The 12,075-nt window shown below is 70.8% G+C and carries 9 protein-coding genes; 6 read left to right on the forward strand and 3 right to left on the reverse strand.

Annotation, left to right across the window (positions count from 1 at the left end; genetic code table 11):
- The first annotated feature begins 1 nt into the window (after position 1).
- Positions 2-325 (forward strand): thioredoxin, encoded by a 324-nt coding sequence (gene trxA / locus ABD296_RS08995; RefSeq protein ID WP_344263542.1) that lies wholly within the window; start codon positions 2-4, stop codon positions 323-325.
- On the opposite strand, the gene ABD296_RS09000 is transcribed toward trxA, so the two are convergent.
- The 3 genes from ABD296_RS09000 to ABD296_RS09010 form a co-directional block, all read right to left on the reverse strand.
- Positions 306-1,397, reverse strand: coding sequence for a glycosyltransferase family 4 protein (locus ABD296_RS09000; protein ID WP_344263544.1), 1,092 nt, complete (start codon positions 1,395-1,397; stop codon positions 306-308). The two genes, trxA and ABD296_RS09000, sit on opposite strands and share 20 nt — an antisense overlap.
- Entirely contained in the window at positions 1,397-2,329 is a 933-nt protein-coding gene (locus ABD296_RS09005; RefSeq protein ID WP_407061456.1) for a glycosyltransferase family 2 protein, read from the reverse strand. Before ABD296_RS09005 ends, ABD296_RS09000 begins: the two co-directional genes overlap by 1 nt.
- 153 nt (positions 2,330-2,482) lie before the next feature.
- Entirely contained in the window at positions 2,483-4,537 is a 2,055-nt protein-coding gene (locus ABD296_RS09010; RefSeq protein ID WP_344263546.1) for a hypothetical protein, read from the reverse strand.
- A gap of 107 nt (positions 4,538-4,644) precedes the next feature.
- On the opposite strand from ABD296_RS09010, the gene ABD296_RS09015 reads away from it, so the two are divergent.
- The 5 genes from ABD296_RS09015 (at position 4,645) to ABD296_RS09035 (ending at position 12,031) form a co-directional block, all read left to right on the forward strand.
- Positions 4,645-5,505 carry a TIGR03089 family protein gene (locus tag ABD296_RS09015; protein WP_344263548.1) on the forward strand — a complete coding sequence of 287 codons (861 nt, stop codon included), beginning with the start codon at positions 4,645-4,647 and terminating at the stop codon, positions 5,503-5,505.
- Between the two features lie 174 nt (positions 5,506-5,679).
- A complete protein-coding gene (locus ABD296_RS09020; protein WP_344263550.1) occupies positions 5,680-7,101 on the forward strand; it encodes an LCP family protein in 1,422 nt (473 codons plus the stop codon).
- Between the two features lie 11 nt (positions 7,102-7,112).
- Positions 7,113-8,354: an acyltransferase family protein gene (locus ABD296_RS09025; protein WP_344263552.1), complete on the forward strand. Its 1,242-nt coding sequence runs from the start codon at positions 7,113-7,115 to the stop codon at positions 8,352-8,354.
- A gap of 135 nt (positions 8,355-8,489) precedes the next feature.
- Complete coding sequence (locus tag ABD296_RS09030; RefSeq protein WP_344263554.1) at positions 8,490-9,722, forward strand: acyltransferase family protein; 1,233 nt, start codon at positions 8,490-8,492, stop codon at positions 9,720-9,722.
- A gap of 95 nt (positions 9,723-9,817) precedes the next feature.
- Entirely contained in the window at positions 9,818-12,031 is a 2,214-nt protein-coding gene (locus ABD296_RS09035) for a bifunctional glycosyltransferase/CDP-glycerol:glycerophosphate glycerophosphotransferase (protein ID WP_344263681.1), read from the forward strand.
- Positions 12,032-12,075: the final 44 nt, after the last annotated feature.

Genomic DNA, 12,075 nt, shown 5'->3' on the forward strand with positions numbered 1-12,075 from the left:
CGTGACGGCCCCCATCAGCGTGACCGACGCCACGTTCGCCGAGGAAGTCCTGGACAGCGACGTCCCCGTGCTCGTCGACTTCTGGGCCGACTGGTGCGGCCCCTGCCGCATGATCGCCCCCGTCCTGGACCAGATCGCGACCGAGCAGGACGGCCGGATCAAGATCGCGAAGATGGACTACGACGCCAACCCGCAGACCCCGCAGAAGTACGGCGTGCTGGGCCTGCCGACCCTGCTGCTGCTCAAGAACGGCGAGGTCGTCGAGCAGATCACCGGCGCCAAGCCGAAGCGGGCCCTGCTCAAGGTCATCGAACCGCACCTGTGAGCGCGGTGAGCGCCTCCAGGTAAGCGGCCCAGACCGGGCCGTGGTCGACCGGGCGGACGCCGGAGCGCAGCCGCTCCGGCGTTCCCGGCGCATAGAACCGGGTGATGGCCTCCGCCAGCCCCGGCACGTCGCCGGGGCGGCAGACCAGCCCGTCGACCCCGTCGCGGACCTGCTCGGCGAACGCGCCGACGTCCGTGGCGATCACCGGGAGGCCGTGCTCGTAGGCCATCCACACGTTCTGCGACGCGGTGGCCGTCCGGTACGGCAGGACGAGCGCGTCGGCGGAGGCGAACAGGCCGGGGACGTCCGCGGCCGGCACGTACCCCGGGCGCAGGTCCACCCGGGACGCCAGGTCCAGCGTCCGGATCAGCGCGCGGGTCTCGTCCAGGCCGCCCCAGAACTCGCCCGCGACGGTCAGCCCGACGTCGTCCGGGCCCTCGGCGAGGGCGCGCAGCAGGACGTCCAGCCCCTTGTACGGGCGGACGATCCCCCAGAACAGCAGCCGGCGCCGCACCTTGCCGTCGTCGGCGGGCGCACCACCGGAGGCGGGCAGGTGCGCGGGCATCTCCGCGACCCGGACCGGACGCGAGGTCAGCCCGCGCGCCAGCTCCGCCTGCGCCTCCGAATGGACCAGGACGCCGTCGGCCTTGCGCAGCAGCCGCTTCATCAGCGGCTCGTCGTACGGCTTGCGCTCGTGCGGCAGCACGTTGTGGCACAGCGCCACCACGGGCGCCCGATGCCGCAGGCCGGCGAGTATGCCCAGGTAGGACGGCACCTGGACGGAACTCATCACCGCCAGCACGACCAGGTCGTACGCCCGCAGCGCCCGGCCGGTGCGGTACCAGCCGTCCGGGCGGCGCCAGTCGAGGCGGTGCCGGGTGCCGGGGAACGGCTCGCCCTCCGGCTCGGAGATCGTCTGCTGCCCCGGGTACAGGAAGCCGGGGTACTGGGCACGCCACGACTCGATGGCGACCTCGTGCCCTGCGGCGGCGAGCCGCCGCGCCAGCTCGGTGGTGTGGTGGGCGCCGCCCCCCTTGTACGGGAAGGCGGGGCCGACGATCGCGATCCGCACTAGACGTCGCCGCGCGATCGGACGATCAGGTCGGCCAGCAGCGCGAGCGAGGCGATGATCAGCCCCGTCACGAAGATCATGATGGTGTTGTTGGCGAAGTAGCCGATGTGCACCACCATGTCGAACACGCCCTTGAGCAGCCCGATCCCGATCAGCCACAGCGCGAGCGGCATCAGCACCTTGAGCGGGTTGAAGTACATCACCATCCGCAGCACCTGGAGGATGTAGCGGTAGGCGTCCTTGGTGAAGTGGAACTTCGACTTGCCGGCCCGCTTGGAGTACTCGATCGGCACGTAGCGCACGGGGTGCTGGTTCGACAGGAACGCGATCGTGATCGTGGTCACGCAGGAGAACCCGGGCGGCAGCAGCCGCAGGTAGGGCAGCGACACGTCGCGGCGGAACGCGCGCAGCCCCGAGTTCAGGTCGGGGATCCTGGAGTTGGTGAGCCGCTCGGCGACCTTGCGGATGAACCACTTGGCGGGCACCCGCAGGAGCTTGTGCGTGCCCTCCTCGGAGGTGCGGGCGCCGACGACCTGGTCGACGGACGGGTCGGTGTCGAGGATGTCGACGAGGTCGGGGATCCGCTCGTTGGGGTAGGACATGTCGGCGTCGGTCCACACGACGATCTCGCCGCGGGCCTGCTGGGAGCCGATGCGCCGGACCGTCCCCGAGCCGCTGTTGTGCTGGAACGCCAGCACCCGCATGTGCGGGAAGCGGGGGGCGGCCTCCTCCAGCCGGGCCAGGGTGCCGTCGGTGGAGCAGTCGTCGACGGCCAGCAGCTCGTAGCTCTTGCCGCTGTTGTCCATCGCCTTCGTGATCCGCTCGACCTCGTCGATCACGTGCTCCTGCTCGTTGTAGCAGGGCAGGACGATGGTCACATGCACGGGGGCGGCGTCGCTCACGGGGTCACCGGTCTCGGCGCTTTCGGGCACGGGCCGGGGCGCGGGCTCGGCGGGCTGGGTACTCACGCACCGCGAGAATACTCGCAACGGCGCGCTCAGGCCGACTCACCGGCCGACACGGCGCGAGAACACCGCCCCGACGGCCGCTGGACGCGCACCGGACACGCGCCGGTCACGCCCGCGTCACGCCACCGGCGGCTCGGCGATCCACACGTCGATGGCCAGCCCCCACGACCCGCCCGGCGGATGGTCGAGGGTGCGGCCGTCCTGCCGGGTGCGCAGCCGCATCACCTGCCGGGGAGTCCCGTACGGCGCGACCTGCTCGGGCTTCGATCCCATGACGACCGGACGCCGGCCCGCCCCGCCGGCCTTCCCGACGATCCGGCGGACGTCGGCGGGCGTGGCGAACGAGGTGGTGCGCGCGGCGGGCAGCCCGCACATTCCGCGCAGTACCTGAAGGAAGCGGTCGGCGGTGCCGGCCTCGACCACGACGACGGAGCGGCCGGGCCCGATCCGGTCGCACATCGCGTCGACGGCGCCGACCTCCTTCTGGTCGGTCCTGTGAACCATGTACATGGCGGACGTGATGACGATCGGCACCAGCGTGAGGGCGATGCCCGCCACCGCCGTCACCTGCACCACCTTCCGCGAGTACCCGATCCGCCGCAGCCGCTTGGTGATCCAGGCCGCCGCGAACACCGTGAACAGCAGCAGCCCGGGGATGACCAGGCCGATCAGCCGCCGGGACGCCCACGGATGGTCCGGGGTGATGCCGGGCCTGACCAGCACCTGGACGGTCGTCCAGACGATGACCGCGTACGGGAGCAGCCACTGCGGGGACTGGCGGCGCATCAGCCGCCGCACCAGCAGCGCCGCGCCGAACGTGGCGAGCAGCAGCGCGGGGATGCCGATGTACCAGACGACCCAGTACAGCGACAGTTCCGAGTACTGCCGGGCACCGTCCAGCGGCATGTGGTTGAGCTTCTGGACGGCCTCGATGAACTGCGCGTTCAGCCGGTCGTCGGTGTTGGCCGGGACGCGCCGGACCGTCTGCACCAGCGGCCGGACGGCGAAGCCGACCATCACCAGCACGGTCAGGATCGCGGCGGCGCCGGGCAGCCGGCCGCGCCCGATCGCCGCCCCGGCGGCCCGCAGCCGACGGCCCGTCGCGTCCCAGCGCAGCACGAGCACCATCAGCACCGTGGCGACGACGATCGCGGCGGAGATGAGCAGCAGCGGGTTGAGCGAGGCGTGCAGGTAGTCCAGGTACGGGCGGGACTTCAGGTAGCCCTCGACGAGCCCCGCCGCCGCGCCGATCGCGAGCCCGCCCGCGAGCGTGTAACCGCTCCGGCGCCGCCGGGCGGCCAGCAGCCCGGCGTACACCGCGACCGGCAGGATGTCGCGGATCCCGTCGATCCGGACGAGCACGATCAGCCCGAGCGCGAGGCCGCCGAGGAACGCCTTCGCCATGGCCGCACTGGGGCGTTCCGTCCGGCCGTCGTGCAGCAGCGACAGCCCGCCGAGCAGCAGGATCAGCGCGGGCGGCTCGCTGAAGGTGGACCGCGACACCCACAGCATCGGCAGGGTCAGCGCCAGCAGCAGCGCCGCGGCGGGCGCCCAGCGCGGGCCGACGAGCCGCGCGGCGAGGCCGCCGAAGGCCAGCACACAGCAGGCGCCGAGCAGCGGCGCCATCAGCAGCATCCCGTGCGTTCCGCCCGCCCAGCCGCCGAGCGCGAGGATCAGCGGCAGGCCCGCCATGAACTGCGGGACGACCGCGCCGCCGTCCTGGTAGAAGGCCGGGCTGTCGAAGCTCAGCGCGGGGTCGCCGCCGCCGAAGGCCTGGCGCATCTGCGGGATCGGCAGCGACCCGTGGTCCTTCAGCCAGGTCGCGAACTGGACGTACGAGGCGGGGTCGCGGCGGACGATGATCTGCTCGGAGCACATCAGCGCCTCGAACACGCCGAACGCGACGGCGACCGCGACGACGCCGCCCGCCGACCACCACGGGACGGCACCGAGCGGCTCGTCAGGGGCCCCGTCACGGGGCTCCACGGCTTCGCGGGGGCGGCGGCGCAGGCCGAGCCAGAGCGCCGCCGCGGCGACCGGCACCCACAGCAGGATCGCCGGCCCCGGCCGGAACACCCCGCCCATCAGCAGCGGCATCGCCACCACGAGCCACGCGGTGACCAGCAGCGCCGGCGCCACGGTGAGCCGGGCGAGCAGCCGACCCGCGTTCATGAATCCGCCCCGCGCTCGTCCGATCCGTGGTCATTCATCGGTGCGGAGCGTAGCGGGAACGGCCGGTTGGCGAGTCCGGGCCGGTCACGGGGCTCTACGCTCGCCCCATGAGCGACAGCGACCCCGCCGCGCCCGGACCCGCCGACCTGCTTCGGCGGCGGCTGGCCGCCGACCCGTCCCGCCCCCTCGTCACGTATTACGACGACGCGAAGGGCGAGCGCGTCGAACTGTCGGCGCGGACGTTCGACAACTGGGTGGCCAAGACGGCGAACTTCCTGGTGGACGGGCTGGCCACCGAGCCCGGCGGGCGTGTCGTGCTCGCGCTGCCGCCGCACTGGCAGACCGCGGTGTGGCTGATGGCGTGCTGGTCGGCGGGCCTGACGGCCGTGCCGGTCGATCCGGCGGCGGTCCTGGAGAGCGGCGCGGCGGTGCCCGAACCGGACGGGGCGTCCGGGCCGTACATCCTGGCGGCGGCCGAGGAGGTGCTCGAAGTGGTGCTCGCGGACCCTGGCGTGAACGCGGACGCGGAGGAGGTCGTGGGGCTGTCGCTGCATCCGCTCGGCGGCCCGCTGGCCGACTGCCCCCCGGGCGTCACCGACTACGCGGCGGAGGTGCGCTCCTACGGCGACCGGTTCGCCGCGGGCCCGGACGTCACCCCGCGGCTGCCCGCGCTCGATGTGACAAAGACCACATTGACCGGTGCCGAGCTGGTCGCGGCGGGTGCCGCGGCGGCCGAGAAATGGGAGCTGGACGCGTCGTCGCGCGTCCTGGTTGACATGTCGTTCGCCACACTGGACGGGCTACTGGCCGGCCTGGTCGCACCACTAGCCTCAGGTGCTTCCGTCATAATCCAACGAAACTTTGACAAAGCCGCCCTAGATCGACGCGTGGCCTTGGAGCATGTGACGGCGGTGGCCGGAGTGCCCGGATGGAATGACGCATCCGGGTCCGTGCGCCGGCTCGCCTGACCTACGCTCTCTTTGCCCGCGCTTTGTCAACCGAGCCCCGGCCAGCCCCGTCTCAGAGCTACAGGACAGTTCCAGCAGAGCCAGACAGTTCTCGCAGAACAGGCAGTTTCCGCAGGACAGACCAAGCCGACCGACCCCCCTGAGAGCGGGCCGCGCCCCCGGACCACGGAGCCGATGAACAGCAACCCGATGTACATGGAGTACGTCGACGACGCCGATCCACAGCCGGCGCCGCGTCGACGCGGCTGGCGCATCCTCGGCTGGGTGAGCATCGGGATGTCGGCCGTCCTGGTCGCCGGATCGCTCACCGCCTACGGCGTGTACCGCAAGGCGATGGGCAACATCAACCACGAGGACGTCAACGCCCAGCTCGGCCCCAACCGGCCGAAGAAGCTGAACAGCGCGATGAACATCCTGCTGCTGGGGTCCGACACCCGCGCGGGCGCCAACGCCAGCTACGGCCGCTCGATGAAGAACGACCCGCCGCGCTCGGACACCATGATCCTGCTGCACCTGTCGCCCGGCGGCAGCCAGGCGATGGGCATCAGCTTCCCGCGCGACCTGATGGTGCACATCCCGGCGTGCAAGACCCACGCCGGCGGCACGTCGCCCGACCAGCCGCGCGCGCAGATCAACTCGGCCTTCACCACCGGCGGGGCGGCCTGCGTCATCAAGACGATCGAGGGCCTGTCCGACGTCCGGATCGACCACTTCATGCAGGTCGACTTCACCGGCTTCAAGGCGATCACCGACGCGGTCGGCGGCGTCCCGGTGTGCCTGCCGAAGGACGTGAACGACCCCAAGTCCAAGCTGCACCTGTCCCGCGGCAAGCACGTCATCAAGGGCTCCACCTCGCTGGCCTACGTCCGCGTCAGGCACGGCCTCGGCGACGGCTCCGACCTCGACCGCATCAAGCGGCAGCAGAAGTTCATGGGCGCGCTGGCGAACAAGGCCATGAGCAAGGGCGTGCTGAGCAACCCCACCAAGCTGATCCCGCTGATGAACGCGGCGACCAAGTCGCTCACCACCGACAAGGAGCTGACCCCGCCGGTCATGCTGAAGATCGCCCAGGGCATGCAGGGCATGACCTCGGGCAAGCTGCGCTTCGTCACCGCGCCGTCCGGCCCCGACCCGGCCGACCCCAACCGGGTCGTGCTCACCTCCGCCGCCCAGCCGTTCTTCGCCGCGGTCCGCAACGACAAGACCGTGCCGAGCGAGTCCAAGACGGCCGCGCCCAAGATCAAGCCCGAGCAGGTCCGGGTGCGGGTCTACAACGGCAGCGGCATCGCCGGCCAGGCGAGCCGGGTCGCCTCCGACCTGGAGGCGCAGGGCTTCCAGGTGACGGTCGGCGGCAACGCGTCCCGGACCCAGAGCACCAAGGTGATGTACGGTTCCGGCGCCGACCAGCAGGCCGGGACGCTGACCGCGCTGATCCCGAGCAGGCCGGCCGCGGCGGCCCGCACCACCGGCGGCACGCCCGGCGTGGTCGACCTGGTCGTCGGCTCCAACTGGACGGCCCTGAAGAACGCCAAGGGGGGCATCCCCGAGCAGCAGGGCGAGATCCGCGCCAACGACGACATCTGCAAGGGGGCTTGAACCGGCAGGCCATGACGTACAGCACCAGGCCCTCGGGGGCCGAGACGGGACCGCAGCCCAGCCCACCGGCCACGGCCGATGCGCCGGCACCGGCGGATCAGCGGAGACCGGACGTCTCGGATCCCCGCCCCGACCCGGCGGCGCCGGTCGCGACGGCCCCGGGCCCCCCGGGACCCACCGAAGCGGCGGCCCCGGACGGCGGACGTCCCGCGGCCGGCCCCAGGCTCGCGTCGCCGCCGAAGCCGCGCACGGAGCGCGACCCGTTCTTCGACAACGCGAAGTACTTCGCGATCCTGCTGGTGGTGTCGGGGCACTCGATCGCCAACCTGCAGAACGTCCCGATGGCCAAGGGCCTGTACATCTTCATCTACATGTTCCACATGCCGCTGTTCATCGTGATCACCGGCTACTTCTCGCGGAACTGGACGTTCTCCCCCGGCAAGGCGCGCAAGCTCATCACCAACGTCGGCGTGCCGTACGTGGTGTTCGAGGTCGCGTACTCGGTCTACGACTGGCTGGCCGGCCGGCACGACCTGGAGATCAGCCTCCTCAGCCCGTACTACCTGACGTGGTTCCTGTGCGCGCTGTTCCTGTGGCGGCTGTCCACGCCGGTGTGGCAGCAGATCCGCTGGCCGCTGGCGGTGGCGCTGGGGTTCGCGCTGCTGGCCTACATGAGCGACCTCGGCACCACCTTCGACATCCACCGGGTCTTCGGGCTGCTGCCGTTCTACGTCCTCGGCCTGAAGCTGAGGCCGGAGCACTTCGAACTGCTGAAGCGGCCGGCGGCGCGGCCGATCGGCGCGGCCGTGCTGGCGGTCGGGCTGGCGTGCTCGTACCTGGTGATGAAGCACATGTCGGTGCGCTGGATCTTCTGGAAGGACCCGCACTTCATGCTCGGCGTCGGCGACTTCAAGGGCACGCTGATGCGGCTGGCGATGTTCGCGTGCGCCACCGTGCTGGTCGCCGCGTTCCTGACGCTGGTCCCGCGCCGGAAGCACTGGTTCACCGCGCTGGGCGCGACCACGCTCTACTGCTACCTGCTGCACGGCTTCGTCACCCGGCTGCTGAACTTCACCGGCTGGTGGGGCGCGGACTGGATGCACACGCCCGGCGGCGTCGTCGCGGTGATCTGCGGCGCCGTCGTCGTCGGGACGTTCCTGTGCTCTCCCCCGGTCCGCCGGACCATGAGCTGGGCGCTGGAACCCAAGATGACCTGGGTGTTCACCCCCCTGCGCCGGCCGGGCCGCGGCTAGCCGGGCAGGGGGCGGCCCCGGCGGGCCCCGAACCGGAACAATCCCACATCCGGCCCCAGGGGCGCCGATCGCGCACTAGAGTCGGCCTGCCTCCACGTGAACGGTTGTCACGTACTAAATGGATCCTTCGGAGACATGACGGAAACCCTCCCCCAACCGCGCCCCTCGGACCCCCACCGGCGCCCGGACGACGGGCCGGCGCCGCACGCACGGCTCGCCCCGGGCCCGGAGACCGCGCGGGCCCCGGAGACCGCACAGGACCCGGGGACGGTCCCGGGCTCGCCGGGCCCGCAGGAGCGGGACCCGCGCGCGGCGGGGCCGGCGGACGCCCGCCCGGCCGCGCCCCGGCGGCGCGACGCCTACTTCGACAACGTCAAGTTCTTCCTCATCCTGCTGGTCGTGATCGGGCACGTCTGGGAGGTCCTCAGGAAGGACAGCCACGCGGTGGACGCGGCCTACACCGTGGTGTACGCCTTCCACATGCCGGTGTTCGTGTTCGTCTCCGGTTACTTCGCGCGCGGTTTCATGCGGTCGACCGACAAATTCCGGGTTGTTTTCCCCACCTTGGTCGTTCCGTACGTGATCTTCGTCGTGCTTTACCGGTTGCAGCTGGTGTTCATCAGAGGAAATGAATTCCGGCTGCACGAACTTTTCCGTCCGCAGTTCCTGATGTGGTTCCTCGTCGCGCTGGTGCTGTGGCGGCTGAGCGCCCCGCTGTGGACGCACTTGCGGCACCCCGTCGCGGTGTCGGTGGCCCTGTCGCTGGTCGCCGGAAGCTGGAGCTTCAACTCCGACGCGACGCTGTGCCGGGCCGCCGCGCTGCTGCCGTTCTTCGTCCTCGGCCTGACCATCCGGCCCGAGCTCGCGCTCGCCCCGCGCAGCCGCGGCTGGACGCGCTGGGCCGGGATCGCCGCGCTGCTCGCCGCCCTGCCGGTCGCCTACGTCTGGGAGCGCGGGACCGTGGTCCCGCGGATCGCGCACGGTGTCCTGCTGTGGAACCGCGGCTACGAGCACATGCACTTCTCCGCGTTCGAGGGCATGACGTACCGGCTGCTGGCGATGGCGCTCGCCGTCGCCCTCGGCGCCGCGTTCCTCGCCGCCGTCCCGCGCGGACGGGCCTGGTACACCGCCCTCGGGACGCGGACGATGTACGTCTACCTGCTGCACGGCCTCGTCGTGAAGACGCTGGATTACGGCGGCGTCTTCGACGCGCACTTCTTCGACACCCCGGCCGGCGTGGTGGCGGCGACTCTGGGGGCGCTCGCGCTGGGCGTGCTGCTCGGCACCGTCCCGGTGCAGCGGCTCACCCATTGGGCGGTCGAGCCCAAGGGCCGATGGCTACTCAAGCCCTCTCATGGCAGGACATAAGATTTACCTGCCGGATGCGGGTATGATCCAGATTCATCGAGTAGTTGATTGGCGTTCGTGTGAGCAGTGAATACGACATCTCCCTGAGCATCATCGTGCCCGTGCACAAAGTGCAGGGGTACCTGCGGCAGTGCCTTGATTCGCTGCTGGTTCCGGACGTGCCGAACCTGGAGATCATCGCGATCGACGACGCCTCGCCGGACGCCTGCGGCGAGATCCTCGACGAGTACGCCGAGCGCGACTCCCGCATGAAGGTGCGCCACCTCACCGAGAACGTCGGGCTCGGCGAGGCCCGCAACGTCGGGCTGGACATGGCGACCGGCGACTACGTGTGGTTCTTCGACAGCGACGACTACGCCACCGACGGCGCCGTCAGGGCGATCTGCGACCGGCTCGTCGAGACCCGGCCGGACGTGCTGATGTTCGACTACGCCCGCTCCTACTGGAACGGCCGGGTCAAGCGGAGCATCATCAACCACCTGTTCCGGGAGCCGCCCGCGCCCGAGGTGTTCACGCTCGCCGACCGGCCGAGCCTGCTGGAGATGTTCACCTCGATCTGGAACCGGGCGATCCGCCGCGAGTTCATGATCGAGCACGGGCTGCGCTTCAACAGCGGCTACTACGAGGACGTCAGCATCACCTACCCGGTCCTGATGGCGGCCGAGCGGGTCAGCTTCCTCGACCGGGTCTGCTACATCTACCGGCAGCGCCGCAGCGGCGCGATCACCAAGACGGCCAGCGCCAAGCACTTCGACGCCTTCGACCAGTACGACCGCATCTTCGCGTTCATGGACCACCTGGGCCCGAAGATGGACCGGTTCCGTCCGCTGATGTTCAACCGGACGATCTGGCACCTGCTGGTCATCATCGAGCGCGCCGACCGCGTCTACCCCTCGGAGAAGCAGCGGTTCTTCGCCGAGATGACCAAGACCTACAACCGCTACAAGCCGCCGGGGCACGTCCCGCCGGACGACGAGCCGGGGCTGGCCGACAAGCACCGGGCGATCGAGCGGGGCGACTTCCGCGCCTGGGAGCGCCTCAACTCGCCGAAGCTCACCACCAAGGCGAAGAAGAGCGGGCGCAAGGTCCGGCGGCTGCAGAAGCGCGGCGTCGTCCGCTCCAAGGAGCTCGCCAAGGAGCGGTACTACGCGATGCGGCGGCACCTGCCGATCGAGGAGAACCTCGCCGTCTTCGCCGCCTACTGGTACCGCGGGTACTCCTGCAACCCGGCCGCGATCTACGAGAAGGTCCGCGAGCTGGCGCCGCACATCCGCTGCGTGTGGATCGTGAAGCCGGGCGGGCGCAAGAACATGCCCGACGGCGTGGAGTACGTGGTGGCCGGCTCGGCGGAGTACTACCGCACGATCGCCGCCGCGAAGTACTTCGTCAACAACGTCAACTTCCCCGACAACCTCGTCAAGAGGCCGGGGCAGGTGCATCTGGAGACCCAGCACGGCACGCCGCTGAAGAAGATGGGCCTCGACCAGATGGAGTACCCGGTCGGCGCCGGCGACATGGACTTCAAGGCGCTGATCGAGCGGTCCGACCGCTGGGACTTCCTCGTCTCCGCCAACCCGCTGATGAGCGAGGCGTGGGAGCGGGGCTTCCCGTGCAAGTACGAGCTGCTGGAGATCGGCTACCCGCGCAACGACCGGCTGGTGCGCGCGACGCCGCGGGAGCAGGCGCGGCTGCGCGACGAGCTCGGCGTCCCCGAGGGCAAGACCGCGATCCTGTACGCGCCGACGCACCGCGACTACCAGCGCCGCTACGCCCCGATGTTCGACATCGGCCGGGTGATGGAGCAGCTCGGCGACGACCACGTGCTGCTGCTGCGGGCGCACTACTACTACAAGCTCAAGAACATGGCGACGGACCTGGGCTGGCCGGAGGACCGGGTCATCGACGTCTCCAAGCACCCGTCCGTCGAGGACCTGATGATCGCCTCGGACGCGCTGCTCACCGACTACTCGTCGGTGATGTTCGACTACGCCAACCTCGGCAGGCCGATCGTGATCTACGCCAACGACTGGGAGACCTACAAGCTCACCCGCGGCGTGAACTTCGACCTCACCGAGTTCCCGCCGGGCGTCGTCGCCTACGCCGAGCCCGAGCTCGTCGACGCGTTCGCGTCGCGGGCGGCGTGGGGCGACGCGGCGGCGAAGAACCTGGAGGCCTTCCGGGCGCGCTTCTGCCCGTGGGACGACGGGAACGCGGCGGAGCGGGCGGTGCGCCGGGTGTTCCTCGGCGAGGAGCTCCCGCCGGCCCCGCCCGCGATCTCCGCGCCGGGCACCGCGTCCGACCCGGCCTGACGGCGGCGCGCCGGCGCTCCCGACCGCAATCCCCCTGACCGTTC

The sequence above is a fragment of the Actinomadura napierensis genome (assembly GCF_039529375.1).
Taxonomy (GTDB): Bacteria; Actinomycetota; Actinomycetes; order Streptosporangiales; family Streptosporangiaceae; genus Spirillospora; species Spirillospora napierensis.

What these genes read in the sequence shown, in the direction of transcription:
- ABD296_RS09010 (WP_344263546.1), bottom strand. Translation starts at nt 4,537, where the DNA reads ATGAACGCGGGTCGGCTGCTCGCCCGGCTCACCGTGGCGCCGGCGCTG.
- ABD296_RS09015 (WP_344263548.1), top strand. Translation starts at nt 4,645, where the DNA reads ATGAGCGACAGCGACCCCGCCGCGCCCGGACCCGCCGACCTGCTTCGG.
- ABD296_RS09020 (WP_344263550.1), top strand. Translation starts at nt 5,680, where the DNA reads ATGAACAGCAACCCGATGTACATGGAGTACGTCGACGACGCCGATCCA.
- ABD296_RS09025 (WP_344263552.1), top strand. Translation starts at nt 7,113, where the DNA reads ATGACGTACAGCACCAGGCCCTCGGGGGCCGAGACGGGACCGCAGCCC.
- ABD296_RS09030 (WP_344263554.1), top strand. Translation starts at nt 8,490, where the DNA reads ATGACGGAAACCCTCCCCCAACCGCGCCCCTCGGACCCCCACCGGCGC.